Source organism: Pedobacter sp. 01N310 (assembly GCF_056399805.1).
This window is the reverse complement of sequence record NZ_JBFTSB010000003.1, coordinates 302,086-327,186: the sequence shown is the minus strand read 5'-3', so window position 1 is coordinate 327,186 and position 25,101 is coordinate 302,086. Positions and strand designations below refer to the sequence as shown.

Genomic DNA, 25,101 nt, shown 5'->3' with positions numbered 1-25,101 from the left:
CTGCTTTTGTTTAGAATTTTACACCCATTTGTTTAGGATTTTATCCCCTCAGTTTGCCTCCAAAGCAACAATTTTGAATAACCAAATATTAAAGCAAAACCAAACCGTTTAAGCCGATATCCTTTTCATTGTAGCCAGAATAGTTCTATCTGGTGTTAGCCACAGGTTATGCCCATAATTTTTTGCGATTAAGAAAAACGAATGTTAATCAACTAAACAAAAAATGGATAAACTTTACAAACATCTCAAAACTGGAGAAGCAAAACTGAGCCGTTTTTACTATCCGGTAAAACTATGCTCACTTATTATGCTTTTGAGTTTTACGGCATTTACAGCCTTTGCTCAGTCTATAAAAATTTCAGGAACAGTAAAAGATGCTCAAGGGGGAACAATGCCCGGAGTAAGTGTTACTGTAAAAGGTACTTCTACAACAACGGTAACCGGAGGTGATGGTAAATACACTATTACTGTACCATCGGCCCAAAACACTTTGGTATTTAGCTTTATTGGTTACGATAGCAAAGAAGTATTGGTAGGTAAGGCTACAACCTTAAATATTACGCTGCAAGAGCAAAACAACAGCCTAAATGATGTAGTTGTAGTAGCTTACGGTGTGCAGAAAAAGGTTAATGTAATTGGTTCTGTATCGACCATCAGTGCCAAATCAATCGAAAACAGGCCTGTAACCAATTTATCATCTTCTCTTGGTGGTTTAAGTTCGGGTGTATTTGTTCGTCAATCGTCTGGAAAGCCGGGTTCTGATGGCGCAACGCTTAGAATTCGTGGTACTGGAACTATTAATAGTAATAATCCATTAGTAGTAATTGATGGAGTTATTGGCAGTATTGATGCCGTAAATCCGAACGATGTTGAAAGTGTTTCGGTATTGAAAGATGCCGCTGCCTCATCTATTTATGGTTCATTAGCTGCAAACGGCGTTATTTTAATTACCACAAAAAGAGGCACAAGCGGAAAAACAGTAATAAGCTATGCTGGTTTAGCATCAATTGCAAGGCCTGCAAATTTGCCAACTTTTATTTCTGATTATGTTGCCCACATGAATTTGGTTAATGAAGGTTATCGTAATTTAGGCCAAACACCCATTTATACAGATGCAACTATAGCACAATGGACAGCTGCAAATGCCAATCCTGACGGACTTACCCCACAGGGCGTACCAAATTATATTGCTTACCCAAATACAAACTGGGGCGATGCTATTTTCGAAAACAATATTACACAACAACACAGTCTTTCATTAAACGGAGGATCTGAAAATACTAAGTTTTTATTATCGGCGCTATATCTTAATAACCCGGGTACAATGGCAAATACCGGTTCTGATAAATACAATTTGCGTATCAACTTAGAATCGAAAGTGGCTAAATTTTTAACATTAGGTACACAAACTTTTGCTTCTTATCAAACCTATGGTTTAGCTAATACCGATAATGCGTTTAACTTTTTGCGTCAAACTACACCGGGTGTATTTCCAGTTTGGGATGGGAAATATGGTTTTCCTGCTGCTGCTGAAGAATCGTCAACCGCAAATAACATTACCCAATATTTATATGGTACAGGCGGTGCCGATAACGAAACCCGCATTAACACAACCGTTTTTGCACGATTTGATATTTTAAAAGGTTTAGATTTTGAAACCCGTTTTAACTATCAAACCCGTCAGGAAGAGTTTAATAACCATGCTATTACTTTCGAAAAATGGAATTTTGCAAGCAACACATTAAAAGTAGCAAAAACTACGGCCGATCAGCTAACTACAACTTATGGTTTTAATAAAAACTATGGAATAACCGTAGATAATATTTTAAAATACAACACTACCATTGCTAAAAGCCATGATATTAGTGCATTAGCAGGTTACAACCAAAACTACTATAACTATTATAATATTGGCGCATCGTCAAAAGGCTTATATGATGAATCGATTACCACATTAGGTTCTGCTACTGCAGTAACATCGGCATCAGGTGGCGAGTACGATTATGCTATACGTTCGGTTTATGGGCGTTTAAATTATGCCTACAAAAGCAAATATCTTTTTGAAGGCGTGTTCAGGTATGATGGTTCTTCAAAATTTGCTCCAGATTATCGTTGGGGATTCTTCCCGGCTTTCTCTGCCGGATGGCGCATTTCTCAGGAATCTTTTATGAGCAGCTTGAACGATTATGTTGGCAACCTGAAACTTCGTGCATCGTGGGGTAAAACCGGTAATAATGTAATGAGTACTGTAGCTTCTCAGGGTAATTACGATTATCAGGCACTTTACAATGGTACCAACTATTCATTTAATGGTGCACAAGCCAGTGGATTAATAGCAGGTAAGTTTGCCAATCCGTTTTTGGTTTGGGAAGCCACCACAACCAGTAATATTGGTTTAGATGGTAATTTGTTGCATGGTAAAATGAATTTTGAGATAGACTTGTATAGTAAACAAACATCCAAAATTTTATTTACACCAACTATTCCGTTAGCATCAGGAACTGCTACTGCGGCAACTAAAAATATTGCAGAAATGTCTAACAAAGGGTTAGAGATTACATTAGGTTATAATGATAAAATCGGCGATTTTAAATACGGTGTATCGGGTAACTTTGCCTATAACTTTAACCGGATTAAAACATACTTGGGCCCATTCCAAGCTGGCTACATAACAGATGCGTTAGGTAATAGCGTATATACTTCAAACATCGGTAAAATTTCCAGCGGTGGAACTAACCGTATTTTAGATGGTCATGAATTTAATGAATACTACCTGCAAACCGTTTATAAAGGCAATGGAAATTATTTTACTGATGGTAAGGTAAATGTAAATGGCGGACCCAAAGACGGTATGATCCGTACACCGTCTGATATGGATTGGTTAAATGCAATGATTGCTGCCGGATATTCTTTCCAGCCAACCGGTGGCGTAAGTAAAACCAAAATTTATTATGGCGATTTAATTTATGCCGATAATAATGGTGATGGAATTTACGGTAATAGCTTTGATAATCAGTTTATGAATAAATCATCTACGCCAAGGTTTAATTATGGCTTTAATATGAATTTATCATATAAAAACATAGATCTTTCTATGCTATGGTCGGGTAGCGCAGGTATGTGGTATTACTGGAATGCTACAGGTTATAACAACTCTGTTGTATCTCTTGGTAATGCAGTAAGCACCTTAATTGCAAACGATCATTATTATTACAACGATGCAAATCCAAACGATCCCGCCAATAACATTACGGCAAAATATCCAAGACTTAAAAACACTACGGATGCGCAGAATGCAGCGGTAGCCAGTGATTTTTATTTGTACAATGCCTCATACCTGAAATTAAAAAACTTACAGATCGGCTATACGCTGCCGGAAAAAATTTCTAAAAAGGCAGCCATGAGCAGAGCAAGAATTTTCCTATCGGGAGAAAACCTGTTTACCATTACAAATTATCCGGGCTTAGATCCTGAAATTGGTGCAGGTGTATCTTATCCAACTATGCGCCAGTATTCTTTAGGCTTAAATGTTACTTTTTAACGGACACAAAATGAAAAAGATTTTAACAATAATATTCGCAATAGCTGTATCTACAGGTTGTAAAAAGGATTTTTTAAACACTACACCTCCATCGCAAGTGGCATCAGAAATGATGTGGACTACTGATAACTTAACTGATCAGGGCATAGCAGGAGTTTATTCACAACTAAGATATGGATGGTCTACAGGTGGTGCATCTGGTTTAGATCTTTACCAAATGGATTGTTTAGGTTTTACCGGGCAAACTTCTGGAGCTGAATCCTTACTGTCTGGAACGATAACGCCAGGTAATTCTTATTTTAGTGATCATTGGAGAAACCTTTATGAAGGTATTCAGCGTGCAAATGGAGCCATTAAATTCATTCCATTACAATCGCCTTCATCGCCTGAAAAAAAAGCCAGGTATATTGCAGAAGCCAAGTTTTTAAGGGCTTATTTTTATCTAAGACTTAATCAGTTATATAAAGGTGTACCTATTTATTTAGAGCCATTTCTTCCTGAAGAAGCAAATAAACCACGTTCTACAGAAGCCGAAGTTTGGGCCTTGGTAATCAGTGATTTAACTGCGGTTATTGCAGAGCCAAATCTTCCTGATCGTTATGCCGGTGGAAATGCAAATTACGGGCACATCACCAAAGGTGCAGCTTATGCCCTGCGTGGTAAAGCCTATATGTACACTCAGAAATGGGACTTGGCAGTAGCCGATTTTCAAAAAGTGAAAGATGCCGGTTATGGTTTGTTTGCCAATTACAGCGCATTATTTAAAACGGCTAACGAGCAATCTAATGAAATGATTTTTTCTATCCAGAACATAGGTGTTCCGGGTTTTGGTTCTGCTACACAATTCTATTGTGGTACCCGTTCTTCTTTCGGTTCTTGCTGGAACACCTATCATGTTTCGCCAAACCTGGTAGATTTATATGAAAACGCTGATGGCTCAAAATTTAACTGGGATACTGTTATACCTGGATATTCAGCACTTTCTGTAGCAGAGAGAGAGGTCTACTTTCTAAGAAACAACTTAACTACCGCAGAAATTACCGCAGCAACAACAAGAGGTGCAAAAATGAGCTTATATTTGCCAACTGGTAATGAAGCAAGAATTATTCAGGCTTATGCTAACCGCGATCCGAGATTAGCTGCCAATGTAATTACCCCATATTCTACTTATTTAGGCGTTTTTAGTGGTGCAAATGCTACAGTAACTTCAAGATGGCCTTATCGTTCCGAAGCCGCAACAAATGGTGATTTACGTACCGATACGCAAAGTTTGTTCTATTATTTATATAGAAAATACGTTTACGAAGGATCTGCTGAAACACCAGGAAGAGATTACGGACCAACTGATTTTGTATTAATCAGATATGCTGATGTACTGTTGATGTGGGCTGAGGCGCTAAATGAACAAGGTTTAACTGCTGAAGCCATTGCTAAAGTAAATGAAGTAAGAACCCGTGCTGGTGTAGCTTTACTTCAAAATACAAATGCCGCGCTGCCAACATTTGTATCCAGTCAAACTGATTTAAGAGAAAGAATCCGTAACGAAAGAAGAGTAGAGTTTCCTAATGAGGGTATTAACTTCTTTGATGAAATGAGATGGAAAAGCTGGAAAGACAAAGTTTTTTATGCCGGTAACGGCGTAAAACAGGCTTGGGGCAAGATTGTATATGCTTACTCATTTAAGGGTGATTATCTTTACAACTGGGCAATCCCGGCGGTAGAGATAGAGCGAAATCCCAACCTGACTCAAAATGCAGGTTGGATAAATTAGATATTTGAAAGGATTAGTTTTAGAGGCTGTATCATAAATATAGAATTGTTATCCTTAATGGTAATTTATTGTATAAAAATCAATATTAATGACAGGGGAATTTTAAAGAGTTGAGTCCCTTAGAAGTATCGTCATTTCGACCGTAGTGTTCCAAAGGAACTCCTTAAGAGGAGAAATCTTTAAATTTGATTTCAATAACACACAATTCAAAGATCTCTCCACTCCGCAGTGCTTCGGTCGAGATGACGACTTTCTACTGGATTCTGTCAATGATAGCCTGTCGAAAGACCTGTTAATGCCCCATAAAGCGTTTCGACAAGTTCTCCGTAGGAGTCCTTTGGACAACGTGACAAGTTCGAATTGAATACAACTTATGATACAGGCTCTTTTAACTGCTGAATTTCTATAAGCCCTTACTTTGTTCAATGCAAAATAGCGCATTGATCCATAATCCAGGCTGATAGGAAAATAAAGAAAAATCAGTTCGATCTGATAAAAAAATGGTTAGTATCGTTAATTTGGGGCCGCCTTGCCTAGCTTGGTGGCTTTTTTAAATGAAATGAAGCGAAAAATGAAATTGAATTGCCTTTTGCCAATTCTTTATTGCGAATACCTAAACCGGTTTGCTTAAATAAAAAAATAAACATGTTTGCCATAAGTGAAAAAACGAACAACAAAATAAAGGCTCACCGAAAGATTAGGTTTGGATTCCTGGTTGGAGGCCTAATGCTGATGGGTATATCGGCAAATGCCCAAAAAAAACCTTTTGATATCATTCTGCAACGTATTAATAACGATTTGCAGACTTTTGTTAAAGATAAACCATTGGCCGAAGAGGTGGGCAATCATCTTAAAAATCTAAATGCAGATGGAAGCTGGGCAGATATCAATTATGCCGATGTGCAGTACGATCCTTTAAAACGGATCAAAGATATGGCGACCGCTTATATCCGCCCATCGAATAAACTTTATAACGATAGCGAACTACACGCTGCTATTGTTAAATCTTTACAGAACTGGCTGGATAAAAACCCGAAGAACAAGAATTGGTGGTACAATGATATTTTTTATCCTCAGGCTATCGGGCAAACCTTGATTTTGATGCGCAATGCCAAAACCGGGCTTCCTGCAACGCTGGAAAATGCGTTGATCAAAAGGATGATCAGAAAATTAAAGACTGGCGACGGTGCCAACACCTCTGATGAAGCATTACATTATTTATATCGGGCCTGTTTAACACAGAATAAGGCAACCCTCGACTCTGCTGCAAAATACCTGTTCGAACCGATTGCCATAACTGATGGCAGGGAAGGCGTTCAGGCTGATGGGAGTTATTATCAGCATGGAAAACAGCAGGCCATTGCCAGTTATGGAAGGGTGTTTGCCGGAAATTCGGTTAATGCGGCTTTCTATTTAAGGGAAACAGAATATGCTTTGCCGAAAGATCAGTTGGCTATTTTGGTCAATTATCTTAAAAATACTTTTCTGAAAACGGTGAGAGGCTCGTTTTACGATTTTAATGTACGCGGTCGCGGCATTAGCCGTAAAGATTCGTTAAATAGTGGGATGGGAGGAATGATAGGAAAAATTAAACTATTTGATCCCGAAAATGCGGCTTACTGGGACGCTTCAACATTAAGAACATCAGGCAAAAAAACTGTTGATTATGGGATAACTGCTTCACATAACCAATACTGGAAAAGTGGTTACACCCTGCACCTTCGCCCCGCTTATACCTTTAGTGTGCAAACGGCATCAACGAGAACTTTACGGACAGAACGCGGTAACAATGAAAACATATTGGGGAAATTTCTCCCCGATGGGGCAACCAATATTCAGCGCAGTGGATCTGAATACGCCAACCTGATGCCCGTTTGGGAATGGGATAAAATCCCTGGAACCACCAGCAGAGATTACCCTGATGATAATGGCGCAACAATATTAAAGGAATGGGGAATTCCAGGTACCACCAAATTTGTGGGTGGAGTTAGTGATGGTATTTATGGCGTTTCATGTTACGATTTAGACTATGATAGTGTTCAGGCAAAAAAAGCATGGTTCTTTTTCGATCAGGAAGTGGTTTGTTTAGGTGCTGGGATTAGGAGCGATTCGAAAGAAAATATTACCACAACAATCAACCAGGCCTGGTTAAGAGGCGACGTATTTTCTTCCAATGGAGTGCAGGCCAATGCTAAAAGCGAGCGCTGGGCAGTTCATGACAGTATTGGGTATATTTTTCCTCAGGGTGGGAATTTAGAAATCAGCAGTAAAGCGCAAACCGGAAACTGGTACCGCATCAATCATTTTCAAGGTAAAACCGAACTCAAACATAATGTATTTAAAATCTGGTTAAATCATGGCAAAAATCCTCAGAACGCCAGCTATCAGTATATTGTTGTGCCAGGAATTGACGCTGCGGGTTTAAAAAAATACAACCGGTCGATGATACAGGTATTAAAAAATATCAATGAACTGCAGGCTGTAAAACATACCAGACTGGACATGTTGCAGGCCGTTTTTTATAAAGCGGGAACACTGGCTGACAATGGCCTTTCCCTTCAGGTAGACCAGCCGTGTACGGTTTACATTAAAGATTTAAACGGTAAAAACCCTACGTTATATATCGCAGATCCAGCACAGGAAAATGCAACTATAAGCGTGTTGTTAAAGTTGCCAGGATTATCGAAATCAAAACGTATAACTTGTAATCTGCCAAATGGTGCTTTTGCAGGTGCTACAGCAAGGTTTAAAATAAAAGAATAAAACAAATTATAAAAGATGAAACCATCATATCCTCAGCAATACAAAAAATAATAAACAGGATATGATATTTCCGCTGCTAGGAGAGCTTCATTACCTTTAAAACACAAATATACAGATGAAAAAAATCAATTTAATTGCCGCATTACTCCTGCTTACGGGGGGTAGTTCATTTGCCCAAACCACCAAGAAGCCAATGGCCCAGCTAATTAACGATGAATTTAAGTTCGCCGCTGACCAATATAAAGTACTTGCTAAAAATATACCCGAAGGTAAAACACCTCAAAGTTTCGATAAAGGTAAATCTATCAACTACGATATTAAGTGGTGGTGCAGTGGGTTTTATTCTGGCAGTTTGTGGTACATATATGAACAAACTAAAGATCAGAACATTAAACGGGAAGCAGAGGCCGCCTTAAAAGTAATAGCGCCGAACCAAACTTATACCGGAAACCACGATTTGGGCTTTATGATGTACTGCAGTTTTGGCAATGCGTACCGTTTAACCGGCAAAGCCGAATATAAGGCTGTGATTCAGCGTTCGGCAGAATCTTTGGCTACGCGTTACCGCCCTGTTGTAAAATCTATCCAATCGTGGAATAAAAGCAAAATTTGGGAATGCCCTGTAATTATCGATAACATGATGAACCTGGAAATGATGAACTGGGTAAGCGATAATGGTGGTGATAAAAAGTATAAAGAAATTTCGGTTATCCATGCCAATACCGCTTTAAAAAATCATTTCCGCCCAGATTTCAGTTCTTTTCACGTGGTCGATTATAATCCCGAAACCGGAGCAGTAATCAGGAAAGCAACATGGCAGGGTGCCGCAAACTGTTCGGCATGGTCGCGTGGACAGGGTTGGGCTTTGTATGGCTATACGATGATGTACCGATTTACCAAAGATCCGGTCTATTTAAAACAGGCCAAAGGCATTGCACACTTTATATTGAACCATCCAAATTTACCTGCCGATAAAATTCCTTTCTGGGATTTCGATGCGCAGGGGATTCCATTTGCCAAACGCGATGCTTCTGCAGGCGCACTGATGGCTTCGGCATTGTTAGAGCTTGGTCAGTACACTTCAGGGAGCGAAAAAACTGAATTCAAATCTGCGGCCGAAACCATGATCTATTCGCTTTCGAGCAGCACTTATCATGCTAAATTAGGTGAAAACGGTGGTTTTTTGTTGATGCACAGCACAGGCGCTTACCCATTAAACAGCGAAATAGATGTACCTTTAATTTATGCCGATTATTATTATTTGGAAGCATTGGCCAGGTATAAAAAATGGTATTTATAGAAAATATTAAACATGAGATTTAAATGCTGTTTAGATTAGCCAAAACTTACATTAAATCTTAGTTTTTTATTTGGAAATGAAAGTTCTTAGTGCTTCTGAGGCAACAGCCCCGGTAGTAGCGAGCATCCCGATAGAGAATAATCGGGATGCTCGCTACTACCGGGTTTATGAACAGGGGCTTGTGCAAGGACTGCCAATAATAGTAATGCTTGCCGTGCCATCTAGACCCGATTAAAGTGAACACGAGCCCGATTTTTCATCGGGAGAAGTAAAACGGAAAGCGGGAAGAAACCTGAATCGAAGTGCAGAAACCTGCTCTCCAAATAATTAAAAATAACTTGAGCTTTGGTGTTAAACTCGCATAATAAAGAAAATGAAATATAAACCTATTGTTTATTCTGGAAATGAACGTTCAGTAATGCTTCGGATGCGGTAGTCCCGTTATTCGCTTTATCCCGATAGAAAACCTGTGAAACAAGCAAGCACACCAAAATATAACATAAACCGGTGCTTAAATCGGGATGCACGCTACTACCGGGTTTATGAACAGGGGCTTGTACAAGGACTGCCAATAATAGTAATGCCTGCTTTGCCACTTAGACCCGATTGGAGTGGACATCCTGATCCTTCATCAGGATAAAACGTAAAGCGGGAAGAAACCTGAATCGTAGCACAGAAGCCTGCTCTCCAAATAATTAAAAATAACCAGAGTGAGCCATCACACTCACATATATAATGAAAATGAAATATAAACTGATTTTTTCTGCCCTGCTGATTTTTTCTCAGTTGGCAAACGCACAAAAGAAACCCACAACAGGTGCCGAAGACCGTGCTTTTTGGGTTAAAACCTTAAACCGCATTGCCTACCCAGTGATCCATAACCTGGCCAATGAAACTTTAAAAAAGAACATGCCATTAGAAAAAGCCCCTGGCTATGGCTTAAACGTAGCCAAAGTTACGTATCTCGAAGCATTAGGACGCACCATTGCAGGAGTTGCGCCATGGTTGGCTTTGCCGGATGACAACTCTGCAGAAGGTAAACTCAGAAAAACCATGCGCACCGAGCTTTTAAAAGCGCTGGCCAATTCAGTAAATCCTGCAAGTCCTGATTATATCAGTTACCGCTCCGAAAATCAGCCTATTGTTGATGCCGCTTATGTAGCACATGCCTTTCTTCGAGCACCAAAAGCACTCTGGGAGCCGCTTGATGAAATCACCAAAAAAAGATTTATAGAAGAATTTAAATCGCTACGCACCAGAAGTGGTGCCTACAATAACTGGTTATTGTTTTCGGGCTTAACTGAGGGGTTTTTATTGAGCATTGACGAGCAGTACGATCCTGCCCGTGTTCAATTCTCGATTAATAAAATGAAGGAATGGTATGTAGGCGATAGCTGGTACAGTGATGGCGAAAAATTTAGTATGGATTATTACAATTCTTATGTGATCCATCCCATGCTGGTTGATCTTTTAAAGGTATTGGTCGATAAGAAAAGAGCATCTCAGGCCGACTATGATATCGCCTTGAAAAGAATGGTACGTTATGCTGAATATCTGGAAAGAATTATTTCACCAGAAGGTACTTATCCTGCCTATGGCCGTTCGATTACTTACCGTACAGCAGCCTTTCAGGCCCTGGCGCAAACAGCGCTAATGGAAAAACTGCCAGAATATGTAAAACCATCGCAAGTTCGTGGCGGCTTAACCGCGGTAATGCATAAACTATACGATGGAAACCAGAATTTTGATGATAAAGGATGGTTGGTGCTTGGCTTTAACGGTCATCAACCAGAAGTGGCTGATACCTATACTTCTACCGGAAGTTTATACATGGCCACCTTAGGCTTTTTAACCTTGGGTTTACCTGCCGATAATAAATTTTGGACAGATGCACCCGCACCATGGACCAGTTTAAAAGCCTGGAGCGGAGAAACCATAAAAAAGGATTATAAAGTTGAGTATTAATACAAATAATAAGTATCGTATAAATATATTTGCGGATAGGATCTGATATCGGTTCAGGTCCCATCGCAAAACTCAATTTTTAACCAATGAACAAATTCGAAAGCCGTTACGCGCAAAGCCCTAAAGAAGTTAAACAAATGGATACCGCAGCTTTGCGGGATAATTTCCTGATCGAAAACGTATTTGAGGCCAACCAGGTAAACCTAACCTTATCTCATTTTGACAGATATATTGTTGGGGGTGCAATGCCTGTTGATCAGAAAATAGCACTCCCAAACCCTGATGATTTAAAAGCGACCTACTTTTTAGAGCGTAGGGAACTGGGGATTATCAATGTTGGTGGAAAAGCAATCGTTACTGCTGACGGCGAAAAATACGAATTGGATTATAAAGAGGCTTTATACATTGGTAAGGGCACAAAAGAAGTGTTTTTTGAATCTGCTACACCAGGTGAGGCGGCTAAATTATACATCAATTCTGCTCCTGCCCACCACACTTATCCTAACAAAAAAGTAAGCAAAGCGGAAGCAGAGATTGTAGAATTGGGCACGCCTGAAACCGCAAACCATAGAATAATAAATAAGTTGTTAGTGAACAGTCTTTTGCCAACTTGCCAGTTGCAGATGGGTATGACCGAGTTAAAATCGGGCAGTGTTTGGAATACCATGCCGGCACATACACACGATAGGAGGATGGAAGCTTATTTCTATTTCGAAGTTCCAAAAGGGCAGAGTGTTTGCCATTTGATGGGCCAGCCACAAGAAACCCGACACATCTGGATGCAAAGTGATCAGGCGGTAATCTCGCCAAACTGGTCTATCCACTCAGGTGCGGGTACAAGCAACTATACCTTTATTTGGGGTATGGCTGGCGAAAACTTAGATTATGGCGATATGGATCACTGTGCCATCACCGAATTGAAATAAATTACATCGTCATCGCAACTACATTACTGATTTTTCATCGGTAGTGGAATGGAGCGGTCTTAAATGCATCATAGAATAAAGAACATGTCTAACATATTTAATTTAGCAGGTAAAACTGCATTAGTTACCGGTTGTAAAAGAGGGATAGGAAAAGCAATGGCTTTAGCTTTGGCCGAAGCAGGTGCCGATATTATTGGTGTTTCTGCAAGTCTTGAATTACAAGGTAGCACTATAGAAAAAGAAATTTTAGCACTGGGTAGAAAGTTTTATGCTTACCAGTGCGATTTTGGTAAACGCGAAAATACCCTGGTTTTTGCTGCGCAGGTAAAGGCCGATCATCCCGTTATCGACATTTTGGTCAATAATGCCGGAACGATTTTACGTCAGCCAATTGCTGAGCATTCGGATGAATATTGGGACGAAGTAATTGCGGTAAACCAAACTGCACCCTTTATTTTAACCCGCGAAATCGGGAGGGAAATGATTGCCAGAGGTAGCGGAAAAGTAATTTTTACGGCATCCTTACTGTCGTTCCAGGGTGGAATTACTGTTCCCGGTTATGCAGCAAGTAAAGGTGCAATTGCGTCTTTAACTAAAGCTTTTGCAAACGAGTGGGCATCAAAAGGCGTAAACGTCAATGCCATTGCACCTGGTTATATTGCAACCGATAATACTTCAGCTTTACGTGAAGATCAGGATAGAAGCACTTCTATTTTATCGCGTATCCCGGCCGGAAGATGGGGAACACCAGAAGATTTTAAAGGACCTACATTGTTTTTGGCATCACCAGCCAGTGATTATGTTCACGGAACAATTTTAACCGTTGATGGCGGTTGGATGGGACGATAGGTTAGTCCTTAGTCTGGAGTCCATAGTCCTGAGTCAATGATTTAAGACGATAAAACCTGTGAGGGTTATACCTAAGAAGTCAAGTTTTCAAAACTTGACTTCTTTATTTTAAATAACCTGCTAGTTTTTATGCGCCTTAGACTCCAAACGCTTAACGCCAAACTTTTTAAAACCTACTGGTTTTTTTATTCACTTTGGGCTCTAAACGCTCAGCGCCAAGCGCCTGGCTGTTAATACAGGTTATAAATCTCCTTAATATCTTTCAAAATCTTTTCGAAATCGATCTTCAGGTCAATTAACCGGCCAGTGTGGATATCAAATACCCAACCGTGAACGGTTAATCCGCGATTAGAAATAGCTTCCTGAACTGCTGCTGTTTTTAACAGGTTTACACATTGCTCCTGAACATTAAGCTCTACCAATCTGTTATAACGAAGACTTTCATCTTCAATGGCATTCAGTTCGTCTTTATGGATGCGGTATACATCGCGGATGTTTCTTAACCAGGGGTTTAATATGCCCAAATCTGCAGGCTGCATGGCTGCTTTAACGCCTCCACAATTGTAATGGCCGCAAACCACAATATGGTTAACTTTTAAATGGCGCACGGCGTAATTTAAAACCGTCATCACGCTCAGATCCACGTTGTTTACCAGGTTGGCTACATTCCGGTGAACAAAAGCCTGCCCTGGTTGTATACCCATTAAATCTTCTGCAGTAACGCGACTATCTGAACAGCCGATGTACAAAAACTCAGGGCTTTGGCCTTTCGATAATTCAGTAAAATAATCAGGGTTGATGGCCAGTTTTTCGGCGATCCATTTTTCGTTGTTCTTAAAAACTTCTTCTACATTCATGCTTTTGCTATAAATAGAATTTTGGGATATGTTTATATTGGTAAATTGGCATTTATTGCGCCATAAAACTAAAAAAAGATTCTCTCATTTCGGTAGGTTCTTCTTCTTCTCTTTTGTTAGCTTAACTAACAACTTTTTCTGTTAAATGTTTAGTGGTTTGAAAGGTATTGTGGAAGGAAACCAGCTATAAATAGTATAAATGTAATAAAGGCTGTGAAAAATAAAAAAGGTTTAAGGCCAGCGGTACTACCACCATTCTTTAATATCAGTTGTCTGGCTATGTCTGAAGTGAGCAATGATACGCAGATTAAAAATACGAAAGCAAGCGCTAAGCCAACACCAATTCCAAATATTTCTGTCTCTTTTCTGGTATAGAATATGTTGAAAAAATCTGATAGGAAAAGTAAGTTCCAGATCACCACGATACCTACGGCAACTGGAATTTTAATCGGGAAACCAGTTTGAGCCTGAAGCTGGCTGATCTCCTGCTCAATGTAATTTGGGATAGGCTCGGTATAATTAAGAAAACCAGTTTGTATGATCTCTGCCATCCGCTCCTCTGCATTTCCCAAAAAGGTAAAGAAGATGTCTTTATTGTATTTTTCAACACGATGGGTAATCCTGATTGAACTACCTAATATAGAAGTGTGGGGGGTAATGGCGATAATATCTGAGCGTTTAAAAACAAAATTACCCCTGATGGATGCATTAAGTTCGAGTTTAAATTCGCTTAATTTAAAGTGGCAAAAGGCCAGGTTGCCTTAAAGCCCCCTATTCTAACGCCACCGGTTTCTTCAAATGTATTCATTTATCGAGCAATTAATCTGTTCGAATATATTCCATTTAATCTGATTTTTTAGTCTTGATTAAATTTATATATGAAGAAAAATAAAAGTCAATATCAATCACCGTTATTGTTTAACTGGGATTAATATTGACTTTAAAAATATTTTTAACTGGCAACAGCTACCGCATTCTTGTTAATGTGGTTAGGCAGTTCTTCAAGTGTGTATAAGTTAACCAACGATTCTCTTAATACATTTTTAGCATCATACCACATGTTTTCTTGGGTAAAATGACAAACGCCATTGGTTAGCTCGGTAATAATTGCACCAATTAAGGTTGCAAAATGATTTTCGAAAACATCGCCAGAATGATATTTTAAAGAAAATACTTTGTTATAATTTTGAAGCTGAGCCTCAACCTCTGCGCTCAGTTTTATAGGTTTTGCAACCTTTCTTTTTTTCTTTTTAAATAATCCCAATATCTTTTGTACAAAACTCTGCTTGATGATTTTGTCTTTAAAGAGCTTTTTCTTGTACTCCTTAAGGTCGAATGATTTAAGGGATACGCCAAAATTTAGTTTTAGGTTATTCTCGTTAAATATTTCCAAACTGGGTTTGTCCCATTTAAAAACGATTGGCAAGTTTCCATTCGGGTTTCTAAATGAAAAAGAGGAGTTAATATCCAGAACATTTTCATGTTCATTTAAACGTTTTAAAATTGTTGGGATAAGATCGTCTGTTAATGAATTGGTGTAGATGTTTATATAAGCACTCATGTTTAATTAAGATTAGCTGAATCAATTATCGCAAATGGGCAATTGCCATAGGCTTTATTAAATGACAGTAAGGATATCATTATATTGTAGAGTGATCCATTTTAAATAGATACGGCTCTTCAATATTCGATTAACTTGGAAATCTTAAGGTGAATTGGCGGTTGTAGTTTTTCATTTGTATATGTGTTTTTTTGTGTGGCATTATTTTCGGTGGATGCGTTTTTTTTAATTTCAATTACTTAAACGAATCAAAACGCTGAAACGTTACAATTAATTTTTTTTAATAGCCCTTAAGCAATAATTATACCACAAATACGTTGATTATTTTAATCTTTCCAGCAGCGTTTTCATGTTGGTTAGCTGTAGGATGTTTTTAAATTCGGGCGTATCAAAACCACCTTTATCTATCACCTGCTTTAAGCTTCTGTTAAAGCTTCTTACGGAGATTCCAAGGTAGGCAGCCATGTCTTCTTTTGAGATGGAGATATGCTCATCGGCCTGTAGTTTGAGCAATTTTAAAAGTGCATATTCTAAGGTATATAGCTGTTGGAAGGATGCCCGTGTACTGGTTTGTATAATTCTGGTAGACAGTTCCTGGAGTAAGATTGTAGTAAATTCACTACTTTTATTAATCAGGGAAAAGAATAAATGGTCAGGAATAACATAGGCTGTAACATCACTTATTGCGGCTACGTTGCACAAACAATCAATCTTTTTTAAAGCTTCTAATTCGCCAACCACTTCGCCCTTGCCTAAAAATTCGATAATAAAATCCTTGCCGTTTTCCTCAGAGATGAAACACTTGCTTATTCCGTCTTTAATAATGTAGATATTGCTGATTTTTTCTCCCTGTTCAATAAATCTATAACCCGCTTTAAAGTTTTTAAGTGTAATGGTTCCTCCTTCACTTTCGGTACAGAAACGTTCGATAAAGGATAAGAAAGTAAGATTGGTCCGTAGCATATTTTTCAGTCAGGACAAATGTCCTTTTTTAGCAGTCTTAGTTGCGTTACTTTTGTCGCATTAAAAGTAAGCATAACAATGAAAAATCAAATTACCGTAATTGCTTTTGATGCTGATGATACCCTTTGGGTAAACGAACCTTATTTCCGCGAAACGGAAGAGCAGTTTGCAGGTCTTTTAGAAGATTTTATGCCTCATCATAGCATTCTGTCAGAACTTTACAAAACTGAGATTGCCAATTTGCCACTTTACGGCTACGGGATTAAAGGTTTTGTTTTGAGCATGATCGAAACAGTTTTGAGGATAACTGAAGGTAAAATAGACCCTATTGTGATTAGTAAAGCGATCACACTTGGACAGGAAATGCTCAATAAACCAGTCGAATTGCTTGATGGGGTAGAGGAGGTACTTAAAGCCCTGCACGGAAAATACAGATTAGTGGTTGCGACGAAAGGCGATCTGCTCGATCAACAGCGTAAACTCACCAAATCAGGACTCGATCACTATTTTCACCATATTGAAATTATGAGCGATAAACAGGAAAAAGATTATCAAAAACTGATCAAACACCTGGATTGTAAACCTGAGGAGTTTTTGATGTTGGGCAACTCCTTAAAATCGGATGTTTTACCAGTACTGAATATTGGCGGACATGCCGTTCACATCCCCTTCCATACCACATGGGTACATGAAAGTATCGATCATACCATTGAACATGTAAATTTTTATCAGATGGAAAGCCTATCTGAGATTTTACCAAAATTAATTGAATGAAAGAAAAAATAGATATAAACACCTGGATCAGAAAAGATCATTTTAAATTTTTTAGCGCCTTTGATGAACCTTTCTTTGGCGTAACCGTAGAGGTAGACTGTACTACTACCTACGAAGAAGCAAAAGAAAATAACGTTTCTTTTTTCCTGCTTTATCTGCACAAATCGCTGGTTGCTGCAAATCAGGTAGAACCTTTTCGTTACCGCATTATTGATGGCGAAGTTTGGAAATACGATAACGTGAATGCTGCGGCTACCATCAACAGACCAAATGGCACATTCGGATTTGGCTACTTGGATTTCTACATGGATTTTGAAGATTTTAGAACAGCAGCCGATAAGGAGATCGAAAAGGTGCAGGCCAGCACGGGTTTAATCCCTTCCTCATCAGGCGAAAATGTGATCCACTATTCGGCATTGCCCTGGTTAAACTTCAGTTCCTTATCACATGCCCGCAATTTTGCTTATCAGGATAGCTGCCCTAAAATATCTTTTGGCAAGGTTAGGGATGAAAACGGAAGAAAAATAATGTCGGTTTCTATACATGTAAACCATGCTTTGATGGATGGTTATAACCTTGCGCTGTTTGTAGATGCCTACCAGGACCTATTAAACAAAAAAGAGGTTAACGAATATATTTAATTCAAAACTTTAAGGAATTAAACCTAAAGGATATTTAATATTCGGTTAATATTAGGAATTTATTTTCGGCGATGTTTATAGCTGCCGTTATTATTCCTTTTTATCTTTTGGCTATTGTAGCCATGTGTTATATGGATACCGTTTTTAAAGCCTTTATGTTTTTTGTGCTTTTACTTATTGCCACATTTGTGCTTTTTCTGTTCATTAATTATCCTATGCAATCGGTTTTTGCTGTAATCTGTTTAATGGCACTGTTTGCTTTTAAACCTAAAGATTAATTAAAAAATGAATTATGATTTGCATTCGAGAAAGTATTTGCTATTTTTGCTGCTCAGGCAGGAAGCTTGTTTCAATTACCGAATGATGATTTAATTATTTAGTAATGTTAAAATTGGGGGATTAGCTCATTTGGCTAGAGCGCTTCGCTGGCAGTGAAGAGGTGATCGGTTCGAATCCGATATTCTCCACCATTAAAAGCCGATTTATTAAGTTAGATCGGCTTTTTTATTTCCAAAAAAACAATGATTATTGTATAATTTCACATAATTGTTTTACAAATGTTTTTTCAATGGCAACTTTCAAGGCGGTAGTTTTCGAACATCATAAGAAATAAGGACAATACCTGGAATGTTAAGATCAGGGTAACACACAACAGGCTTGTTCGATATATCGATACTACCATATTCCTGGTTAAAGTGGGGATTTCGGCAATAGTAGACAGCGGATTCCGTTCCAAACTGTACACCCGTAGATTAGCCCGGCTTTGAGCAGGACATCTTGAGAAGAGTCCCGAATATATCCATTCCTACAGAACCACCGCAAAAGAAATTTTGTCAACGCTCCACCTCCCATCCGCACAAAACTTCGCTCCACTGCATCCCGGATATGATTATCCAGCCAATAAAGCTGTTCTAGGGCAAGATTACATCCAAAAACCGACAAATAAAAAACTCCAGCAACACCCTTTCTAAAAAAAAAACCTTTTTAAGCGCTTTAGCGCTCCACTGAAGCCGCCTTGGGCCTGAAAACAATCATTGATCCAGACTACGTCAAACAAGACTTAAAAACCGCTTAAAATGAGCCGAGTGGCCACTTTTGGAATAATCCCCAATTATGATCAGATATATGAATTAAATAAATTAGTGTATTTGCAATACACATTTATGAGTATTGCCATTCATATTATTTGCTATTAACTTAGTTTTAGAAATTAAAAAAAATTAAACTTATGAAAAAAATTACTTTTTTTGCCTTATTATTTTTGGGCTTGTTCGCAACTTCTACCACGTTTGCAAACATAAGAAATGAAAAAACAAACGTTGAGAAATATACTCCAGCACCATTGCTGAAAGACACGGATGGGGTAATTTATGTTGGTTCTTTTACATACATTTCTTCGAATTTTGAAATGTTGTATATGCGGGTTTACACCAGCATATATACTGGTTCAATCGGTTCGAGTATGCAGGTTTCAGTAAATGGTGATCCAGGTTACGCTTGTATGTATGATGGAATGATAGCTTTAGGTCAGCATTCAGTTACATTTTCCGATGTTACCATTATGTATTTTGGGAACACGAATGGATCTTTTACTATTCCTTCTGGAACTTATTCTTATAATTAAAGATTTACTTATTGTAACTCCCAGTTCGTTAAAAGAAAGAAGGTCGCCTGTTCGTGGAGGCAAATGCATGAATGAAAGGTAGTGCACTGGATAAAGTCATACAGAAATGTGTGGCTTTTTTATTAAGATCTTTTCTAGCGATTTGCTCCAATTATTTTAAACTTGAAAATAAAATATAAAAGTTGTAAATAGAAAACACAATTACTTGTTAAATATTGTTAATATTATTGATTTACCGGTCTTAAAGTAAAAGAGTAGAATTCCAAGCGTGCATAGGATTAGAGCGATTGGCTGTCTGGGATCAGATTCATGTTGAAAAAAGGATTTCAGATTATTATAATGGCATTCAGAACAAATATTTGATGCAAAAAGAAAGACTACATGATTCGATCATGAATGAATTTGAAAATGAATCTGAAAAGGAGAGAAGAAAAAGTATTTTTATAACATTATGTGTGGTTGTATTTCCCTTAGTTTTCTTCTTTTTGACACTTTACTTAAGAGGATAGTTTCCGAATACATCTGGTCGTAGCGTTTTGCTACGGCCTATTCAAATAATCCCCCCGCTGGTGTAGCATGTGTTTAATCGGTTCGCTAGTTACATGCGCCTTTTGCATTGTATAAGCAGGAGCTCGCGGCTTTCTAGAGCTAGGTTTTAAGATGGGATTAAGAATGAAGACAGGAAAAAAGGATGTAAAAGTAATATAGCGGCAACAAAAATTTTAAGTTTCATGGTTAGGTATTAAGGTGGGCTTAGGTGTGTCTTAACACATCTGGTGGTGAAAATGGGCATGCCATCCGGCAATGCCCAGATCGTCGTCTTAACTATCACTAACTGCTGGCCACACTTCTACAATGACCAGTATGTTTTTATTTATTATGAAAAGCATTTAATCCGCTTGTCAAGAATTTTTTATAGTTTGTTACTTCATAATCTGCACCCTGTGGTTGTGCCAGTAGTGTCTCTGTTTTGGGATCGAGCAGTACATAAAAAGGCTGTGAGTTAGACTGGAATTTCCTGGCTTGCAGATCACTCCATTTTTTACCAATGGTATTGAGTTTTCTTCCCTCTGGTGTAATTACTACATCAGCTGGTGCCAGTTCCGATTTATCATCTACATATAACTGGATCAGTACATAATCATCATTGATCATTTTGTACACATCCTTGTCAGGCCAAACATTGGCTTCCATTTTTCTACAGTTTACGCAGGCATGGCCGGTAAAATCAATCAGTACAGGTTTGTTCTGTTTTTTGGCTACAGCTAAACCTTCGTTATAATCGAAATAAGCATTCAGCTTTAACGGTGCATGGAACTTATCCGCATATTTATGTGGACCATCATTTGCTGAAGTTTGTTTTCCTGCCAGTAATCCAGCAGTGTACAGGTCAAAATCTTGTGTTTCCTGTGGTGGAAGAAAAGCCGATACACTGCGTAACGGTGCGCCCCACATGCCAGGGATTAAGTAAACGGTAAAGGCAAGAACTATTATTGCCAAAAAAAGCCTTGGTACGGAGATGAAGGCCAGCGGACTATCATGCGAAAACTTCAGTTTACCCAAAAGATAGATGCCCATCATCCCGAAAATAACAATCCACAGGCTTAAGAATATTTCCCTGTCAAACCACTCCCAGTGGTAGGTTAGATCTACATTGCTCAAAAACTTTAATGCGAATGCAAGTTCAAGAAAGCCCAATACTACTTTAACACTGTTTAACCAACCGCCGGATTTCGGCAGTTTGTTCATTGCCGATGGAAAGAGTGCAAACAGTGCAAAAGGAATGGCCAGGGCGAGGGAAAAACCGAACATGCCTATTGCGGGCCCTAGTAAAGCCCCTGTTGTTGCTGCCTGTACCAGTAGTGTACCGATTATCGGGCCTGTGCAGGAGAAAGATACCAGGGCCAATGTTCCGGCCATGAAAAACAATCCCGCAATTCCGCCCTTGTCTGAATTGGCATCCATTTTATTTACCCAGGAAGAGGGCAGGGTAATTTCGAATGCCCCTAAAAACGAAGCTGCAAAAACAACCAGCAATAAGAAGAAGAAAAAGTTAAAGATACCATTAGTAGACAGGCTGTTCAGGGCATCGGCACCAAAAATTACCGTTACCAAAAGCCCAAGCACCACATAAATGAGGATAATGAAAAAGCCATAGAGTGCCGCGCGCCGAAAGGCCCTTCCTTTTTCTGATCCTTTAGTAAAAAAACTTACCGTAAGGGGCAGCATGGGGAAAATACAAGGCATCAGCAAAGCTGCTAAACCGCCAACAAAACCTGCAATAAAAATTCCCCACAATGTTTTGTGTTCTTCTTTTGGTTGGGCAATGCTTTTTTGAGTAGCAGCAGGAACAGGAGTAGCTATTTTAGCAACAGTATCAGTTGCTTTAATTGTGCTGTCAGCTGCTTCTGGCTTAATCTCTGTAAAAGTCAGTTCTTCGGTATTTGTGCTGTCCTGTGCATATCCATTTGAGGATATTGCGCAACAGAACAGCAAACCGAGACAGATTTTTTTTAAGGATATCATATGCTCTTTGCGCTTATTTTACAGGAATGCTAAAATCTACCTGTTCTGGTGGTAAACATTGCCTATCGTCGCATACCATAAACTCTACATTGCCTTTAATGGTTGCGGTTTTGCCTTTTAGCTTCACTTTTTGTTGAAATACTACTGATTTTTCGAAGTAGCTTACATCCATTTTAAAAGTAGATTCGAATTTGGTTATGGCTTTTGGTTCGATGGTTTTTCCAACCAGGGTATAAGCACCTGATGATGGAAAACTAAAGGTTGTTTTAACCGGACCGCCATCTTTAACAAATTGCGAATAAAGGTGCCAGCCCTGATCTACGGTGGCCTTAATGAAAACAGTAGCCGTATTCGGCCCGGTTTTTTTTGCTGCGTAACTCCAGGTTACAGGTTTTAAAATCTGGCTGTATGCGCTGAGGCTGATCAGGCATATGGCACAGCATAAAATGGTGATTTTTTTCATGTTGTGGTTTATTTGTTGATTGTTCTAATTAATGTAATCTGCTAAAGGCCTGGTAGTCGATAAAGTCTACTTCAGGGCTAATGTATCCGGTTTTAACAGGTTCTACCTTCATTAAATCGGTACTTAAATATTTCTTGTTGCTATCAGAAAAGATGGTCACTACGCAGCTTTCTGTACCCATTTTTTGCTGTTGTTTTATGGCGCCGATTACATTTGCGCCCGATGATATGCCTACCGCTAAACCAAGTTTTTCGGCCAGTTTTTGCGCCATGAGTATGGCATCGCCATCGTTTACCTGTAGCACTTCATCCAGCTCGTTCAGTTTAACGATTTCGGGGATAAATTCATCAGAAATACCCTGTATCCTATGACTGCCCACTTTATAACCAGTAGTTAAGGTCGGCGATTCTGCAGGCTCCAATGGATGTATTTTAATACCCGGATTTTGCTTTCTTAAGAAATTTCCTACCCCCATAATAGTTCCCCCGGTTCCTACTCCGGCTACAAAAGCGTCAGGTGAAAGATTTTTTAAACGCAACTGCCCCCAGATTTCTTTACCTGTGGTATGTTCATGTGCTTCCGGATTGGCGATATTCTCGAACTGCTGAGGCAAGAAAATATTTGGATCGCTTGCGGCCATCTGTTCTGCAAGTTTAATGCTGCCGATAAAACCGCCTTCTTCTTTGCTCACCAGAATAATCTCTGCACCTAAACTTTTAATAATATCCATGCGCTCTTTGCTCAACCAATTTGGCATAATGATGGTAACCGGATGGCCCAAAGCTTTACCTATGGCCGCAAATGCAATCCCGGTATTGCCGCTGGTGGCTTCAATAATCCGATCACCAGCTTTGATCTTACCTTCGGCGTATGCTTTTTTTAGCGTGTAAAGTGCCATCCGGTCTTTAATGCTGCCAGTTAAGTTGTAATGCTCGCATTTAACATAAATTTTGCCCACACTCCCCTGGTAGGTATAGGTGAGCTCAAGCATTGGTGTGTTACCAACCAGAAGCGATAAATGTTCGAATTTTCCCTCCATGGCAGAAGTCATTTTATTTGCTGTTATTGTGGTCATAACTGTTGATTACATCAGATAGCAATAGCTGTTTTGATTGATTTTTATTTCGGTAAAATTCAGTATTATAATTTTTTACGTCAATACATGTTGTTTTTTACAGAAAATTTCTGCTTTTTTGATTATTATTTAGTCTTTATTTCAGTTTTGGCTTGATTTTTTAACTTTCATTATATTTTTTTTCAATTTATTAACGTTTATGACCCACGGAGATTTAGATCAGGTTGATGTAGAAATACTAAAATTGTTGCAACACGATGCCTCTTTAACCAATAAAGAAGTATCCTTGAAGCTGCACAAGTCTATAGCCACTATCCATGAACGGATAAGACGATTAAAGGAACAAGGCTATATTAAAAGGATTGTGGCCATTCTCGACCGGAAAAAGATCGACAGAAACCTGATCGCTTTTTCGCATGTATTGTTGAAAGAACATACGGCTAAAACCCTGATCGAATTCGAAACCGAAGTTTCTAAGTTTGGCGAGGTAATGGAATGTTTGCAGATGACCGGTGCGCACGATTTTATTCTCCGTATTGCTACCAGGGATATGGATGATTACCACGAATTTCTGCGGAACAAACTCGCTACACTGCCCAATATCACAACCGTTCAAAGTTATTTTGTACTCTCAGAACCTAAAAGCGAAACGGCATACCCTATCTGATGTAATTGAGGAGAAAAAAAACGTTGTGCTGAAAGCAGGTGAAGTACTTTTCATTCTGCATTTTTCTTTTTTCCAGATTGATCCAGAACAGACCTGTATCGATCAAACAAAAAAGGCGGTCCGTAAACAGACCGCCTGAACCAAAATATAATTCTTTTTTTACTTGCTAAGGGAAGCTAGTGCATTTTCAGTATTTATGCTGGTTTTTGTATTAGCTGCAACGAATTTATCCATGGTCAGCTTTTGTCCTTTGCCCATTACGAGCATATGGTCGCCGGTTGAACCACTTAAGGTTAAATCAGCATGATCTTCGATCACAGTATACAATCCGTCAGTTTGTGAGTTTAAGTCTAGTGATGCATTTCCGCTTAAGAAAACCTGCAAATATTGCGTATTGATTTTACCCTGTGTTTTTACTTTAGCGTTGTCCATTGCATGGATGCGATAGATATCATTTACGTAAATGGTAAGTTTTGCGGTGCTGTTATCCAAAGAGGTAATCTCTAAACCATCTCCGCTCTGCACAACCTTAACTTTACCAGTGTTTTCATCTGCATAGCTGATGCCGGTACGTTTTCCCTGTATAATGGTCAGTTCTACATTTCCTTTTACTTTGATGCGTTTGAAGCTCAATGCTTTTGAAGCGTGAACAGGTTTGATGGTTTCAGATGCGTTAGCTGATAACACTGCTGAAGTAGATAATACTAATGCTAAAGATGACGCGAATAATGTTTTTAATAAAGTTTTCATATGCTTTGAGTTTTAATTTTTATAATGTTTTTATTGATTGTTCTGATATTAAGACGTGCAAGCACAGGAAACGTTTCAGCGCAAA

The 25,101-nt window shown here is 38.8% G+C and carries 20 protein-coding genes and 1 tRNA gene; 13 read left to right on the top strand and 8 right to left on the bottom strand.

Features of this window, described 5'->3' with window-relative positions; genetic code table 11:
- Positions 1 to 223: 223 nt before the first annotated feature.
- The 7 genes from AC1DNH_RS09435 to AC1DNH_RS09405 all read left to right on the top strand — a co-directional run bounded on the left by AC1DNH_RS09435 (position 224) and on the right by AC1DNH_RS09405 (position 13,115).
- On the top strand, positions 224 to 3,541 hold the full coding sequence (locus AC1DNH_RS09435; protein WP_477625339.1) for a SusC/RagA family TonB-linked outer membrane protein: 3,318 nt from the start codon (positions 224 to 226) through the stop codon (positions 3,539 to 3,541).
- 10 nt (positions 3,542 to 3,551) lie between these two features.
- On the top strand, positions 3,552 to 5,312 hold the full coding sequence (locus AC1DNH_RS09430; protein ID WP_477625338.1) for a RagB/SusD family nutrient uptake outer membrane protein: 1,761 nt from the start codon (positions 3,552 to 3,554) through the stop codon (positions 5,310 to 5,312).
- A gap of 645 nt (positions 5,313 to 5,957) precedes the next feature.
- Positions 5,958 to 8,075 (top strand): polysaccharide lyase family 8 super-sandwich domain-containing protein, encoded by a 2,118-nt coding sequence (locus tag AC1DNH_RS09425; protein ID WP_477578729.1) that lies wholly within the window; start codon positions 5,958 to 5,960, stop codon positions 8,073 to 8,075.
- 115 nt (positions 8,076 to 8,190) lie between these two features.
- On the top strand, positions 8,191 to 9,375 hold the full coding sequence (locus AC1DNH_RS09420) for a glycoside hydrolase family 88 protein (RefSeq protein ID WP_477578731.1): 1,185 nt from the start codon (positions 8,191 to 8,193) through the stop codon (positions 9,373 to 9,375).
- Positions 9,376 to 10,116: 741 nt separating this feature from the next.
- Positions 10,117 to 11,340: a DUF2264 domain-containing protein gene (locus AC1DNH_RS09415; protein ID WP_477578733.1), complete on the top strand. Its 1,224-nt coding sequence runs from the start codon at positions 10,117 to 10,119 to the stop codon at positions 11,338 to 11,340.
- A gap of 86 nt (positions 11,341 to 11,426) precedes the next feature.
- Positions 11,427 to 12,266 (top strand): 5-dehydro-4-deoxy-D-glucuronate isomerase, encoded by an 840-nt coding sequence (kduI, locus tag AC1DNH_RS09410; protein ID WP_477578735.1) that lies wholly within the window; start codon positions 11,427 to 11,429, stop codon positions 12,264 to 12,266.
- An 84-nt stretch (positions 12,267 to 12,350) separates the two neighbouring features.
- A complete protein-coding gene (locus AC1DNH_RS09405) occupies positions 12,351 to 13,115 on the top strand; it encodes an SDR family NAD(P)-dependent oxidoreductase (RefSeq protein ID WP_477578737.1) in 765 nt (254 codons plus the stop codon).
- A gap of 230 nt (positions 13,116 to 13,345) precedes the next feature.
- On the opposite strand, the gene AC1DNH_RS09400 is transcribed toward AC1DNH_RS09405, so the two are convergent.
- From AC1DNH_RS09400 to AC1DNH_RS09385, 4 genes are all read right to left on the bottom strand, one after another.
- Positions 13,346 to 13,972 (bottom strand): carbonic anhydrase, encoded by a 627-nt coding sequence (locus tag AC1DNH_RS09400; RefSeq protein ID WP_215131631.1) that lies wholly within the window; start codon positions 13,970 to 13,972, stop codon positions 13,346 to 13,348.
- Positions 13,973 to 14,121: 149 nt separating this feature from the next.
- Positions 14,122 to 14,523 (bottom strand): hypothetical protein, encoded by a 402-nt coding sequence (locus AC1DNH_RS09395; RefSeq protein ID WP_477625337.1) that lies wholly within the window; start codon positions 14,521 to 14,523, stop codon positions 14,122 to 14,124.
- A gap of 401 nt (positions 14,524 to 14,924) precedes the next feature.
- A complete protein-coding gene (locus AC1DNH_RS09390) occupies positions 14,925 to 15,533 on the bottom strand; it encodes a hypothetical protein (RefSeq protein ID WP_215131634.1) in 609 nt (202 codons plus the stop codon).
- Between the two features lie 321 nt (positions 15,534 to 15,854).
- Positions 15,855 to 16,496 carry a Crp/Fnr family transcriptional regulator gene (locus tag AC1DNH_RS09385; protein ID WP_477578742.1) on the bottom strand — a complete coding sequence of 214 codons (642 nt, stop codon included), beginning with the start codon at positions 16,494 to 16,496 and terminating at the stop codon, positions 15,855 to 15,857.
- Positions 16,497 to 16,574: 78 nt separating this feature from the next.
- On the opposite strand from AC1DNH_RS09385, the gene AC1DNH_RS09380 reads away from it, so the two are divergent.
- The 5 genes from AC1DNH_RS09380 (at position 16,575) to AC1DNH_RS09360 (ending at position 19,535) form a co-directional block, all read left to right on the top strand.
- Positions 16,575 to 17,270, top strand: a complete 696-nt coding sequence (locus AC1DNH_RS09380; protein WP_477578744.1) for an HAD family hydrolase — start codon at positions 16,575 to 16,577, stop codon at positions 17,268 to 17,270.
- Positions 17,267 to 17,911, top strand: coding sequence for a CatA-like O-acetyltransferase (locus AC1DNH_RS09375; protein ID WP_477578746.1), 645 nt, complete (start codon positions 17,267 to 17,269; stop codon positions 17,909 to 17,911). The genes AC1DNH_RS09380 and AC1DNH_RS09375 overlap by 4 nt, the downstream gene beginning before the upstream one ends.
- A gap of 71 nt (positions 17,912 to 17,982) precedes the next feature.
- Positions 17,983 to 18,189: a hypothetical protein gene (locus tag AC1DNH_RS09370; RefSeq protein WP_477578748.1), complete on the top strand. Its 207-nt coding sequence runs from the start codon at positions 17,983 to 17,985 to the stop codon at positions 18,187 to 18,189.
- A gap of 115 nt (positions 18,190 to 18,304) precedes the next feature.
- A tRNA-Ala gene (locus AC1DNH_RS09365) sits at positions 18,305 to 18,381 on the top strand.
- A gap of 758 nt (positions 18,382 to 19,139) precedes the next feature.
- Positions 19,140 to 19,535: a hypothetical protein gene (locus tag AC1DNH_RS09360; protein WP_477578749.1), complete on the top strand. Its 396-nt coding sequence runs from the start codon at positions 19,140 to 19,142 to the stop codon at positions 19,533 to 19,535.
- Between the two features lie 870 nt (positions 19,536 to 20,405).
- On the opposite strand, the gene AC1DNH_RS09355 is transcribed toward AC1DNH_RS09360, so the two are convergent.
- The 3 genes from AC1DNH_RS09355 to AC1DNH_RS09345 are packed head-to-tail and all read right to left on the bottom strand — an operon-like array spanning position 20,406 to position 23,599.
- Entirely contained in the window at positions 20,406 to 22,061 is a 1,656-nt protein-coding gene (locus AC1DNH_RS09355) for a protein-disulfide reductase DsbD family protein (protein ID WP_477625336.1), read from the bottom strand.
- Between the two features lie 13 nt (positions 22,062 to 22,074).
- Entirely contained in the window at positions 22,075 to 22,524 is a 450-nt protein-coding gene (locus tag AC1DNH_RS09350) for a protein-disulfide reductase DsbD domain-containing protein (RefSeq protein ID WP_477578753.1), read from the bottom strand.
- A gap of 28 nt (positions 22,525 to 22,552) precedes the next feature.
- On the bottom strand, positions 22,553 to 23,599 hold the full coding sequence (locus tag AC1DNH_RS09345) for a PLP-dependent cysteine synthase family protein (protein WP_477578755.1): 1,047 nt from the start codon (positions 23,597 to 23,599) through the stop codon (positions 22,553 to 22,555).
- Positions 23,600 to 23,798: 199 nt separating this feature from the next.
- Here AC1DNH_RS09345 and AC1DNH_RS09340 point away from each other — a divergent pair, with 199 nt between their 5' ends.
- Entirely contained in the window at positions 23,799 to 24,266 is a 468-nt protein-coding gene (locus tag AC1DNH_RS09340) for an Lrp/AsnC family transcriptional regulator (protein WP_477578757.1), read from the top strand.
- A 159-nt stretch (positions 24,267 to 24,425) separates the two neighbouring features.
- Here the strand turns inward: AC1DNH_RS09340 and AC1DNH_RS09335 are convergent, their stop codons facing one another.
- Positions 24,426 to 25,016 carry a GIN domain-containing protein gene (locus tag AC1DNH_RS09335; RefSeq protein WP_477611182.1) on the bottom strand — a complete coding sequence of 197 codons (591 nt, stop codon included), beginning with the start codon at positions 25,014 to 25,016 and terminating at the stop codon, positions 24,426 to 24,428.
- Between the last annotated feature and the right edge of the window lie 85 nt (positions 25,017 to 25,101).

What these genes read in the sequence shown, in the direction of transcription:
- AC1DNH_RS09375 (WP_477578746.1), top strand. Translation starts at nt 17,267, where the DNA reads ATGAAAGAAAAAATAGATATAAACACCTGGATCAGAAAAGATCATTTT.
- AC1DNH_RS09345 (WP_477578755.1), bottom strand. Translation starts at nt 23,599, where the DNA reads ATGACCACAATAACAGCAAATAAAATGACTTCTGCCATGGAGGGAAAA.
- AC1DNH_RS09425 (WP_477578729.1), top strand. Translation starts at nt 5,958, where the DNA reads ATGTTTGCCATAAGTGAAAAAACGAACAACAAAATAAAGGCTCACCGA.
- AC1DNH_RS09400 (WP_215131631.1), bottom strand. Translation starts at nt 13,972, where the DNA reads ATGAATGTAGAAGAAGTTTTTAAGAACAACGAAAAATGGATCGCCGAA.
- AC1DNH_RS09405 (WP_477578737.1), top strand. Translation starts at nt 12,351, where the DNA reads ATGTCTAACATATTTAATTTAGCAGGTAAAACTGCATTAGTTACCGGT.
- AC1DNH_RS09430 (WP_477625338.1), top strand. Translation starts at nt 3,552, where the DNA reads ATGAAAAAGATTTTAACAATAATATTCGCAATAGCTGTATCTACAGGT.
- AC1DNH_RS09355 (WP_477625336.1), bottom strand. Translation starts at nt 22,061, where the DNA reads ATGATATCCTTAAAAAAAATCTGTCTCGGTTTGCTGTTCTGTTGCGCA.
- AC1DNH_RS09340 (WP_477578757.1), top strand. Translation starts at nt 23,799, where the DNA reads ATGACCCACGGAGATTTAGATCAGGTTGATGTAGAAATACTAAAATTG.
- AC1DNH_RS09360 (WP_477578749.1), top strand. Translation starts at nt 19,140, where the DNA reads ATGAAAAAAATTACTTTTTTTGCCTTATTATTTTTGGGCTTGTTCGCA.
- AC1DNH_RS09385 (WP_477578742.1), bottom strand. Translation starts at nt 16,496, where the DNA reads ATGCTACGGACCAATCTTACTTTCTTATCCTTTATCGAACGTTTCTGT.
- AC1DNH_RS09435 (WP_477625339.1), top strand. Translation starts at nt 224, where the DNA reads ATGGATAAACTTTACAAACATCTCAAAACTGGAGAAGCAAAACTGAGC.
- AC1DNH_RS09420 (WP_477578731.1), top strand. Translation starts at nt 8,191, where the DNA reads ATGAAAAAAATCAATTTAATTGCCGCATTACTCCTGCTTACGGGGGGT.
- AC1DNH_RS09395 (WP_477625337.1), bottom strand. Translation starts at nt 14,523, where the DNA reads ATGGCAGAGATCATACAAACTGGTTTTCTTAATTATACCGAGCCTATC.
- AC1DNH_RS09350 (WP_477578753.1), bottom strand. Translation starts at nt 22,524, where the DNA reads ATGAAAAAAATCACCATTTTATGCTGTGCCATATGCCTGATCAGCCTC.
- kduI (WP_477578735.1), top strand. Translation starts at nt 11,427, where the DNA reads ATGAACAAATTCGAAAGCCGTTACGCGCAAAGCCCTAAAGAAGTTAAA.
- AC1DNH_RS09415 (WP_477578733.1), top strand. Translation starts at nt 10,117, where the DNA reads ATGAAATATAAACTGATTTTTTCTGCCCTGCTGATTTTTTCTCAGTTG.
- AC1DNH_RS09335 (WP_477611182.1), bottom strand. Translation starts at nt 25,016, where the DNA reads ATGAAAACTTTATTAAAAACATTATTCGCGTCATCTTTAGCATTAGTA.
- AC1DNH_RS09380 (WP_477578744.1), top strand. Translation starts at nt 16,575, where the DNA reads ATGAAAAATCAAATTACCGTAATTGCTTTTGATGCTGATGATACCCTT.
- AC1DNH_RS09370 (WP_477578748.1), top strand. Translation starts at nt 17,983, where the DNA reads ATGTTTATAGCTGCCGTTATTATTCCTTTTTATCTTTTGGCTATTGTA.
- AC1DNH_RS09390 (WP_215131634.1), bottom strand. Translation starts at nt 15,533, where the DNA reads ATGAGTGCTTATATAAACATCTACACCAATTCATTAACAGACGATCTT.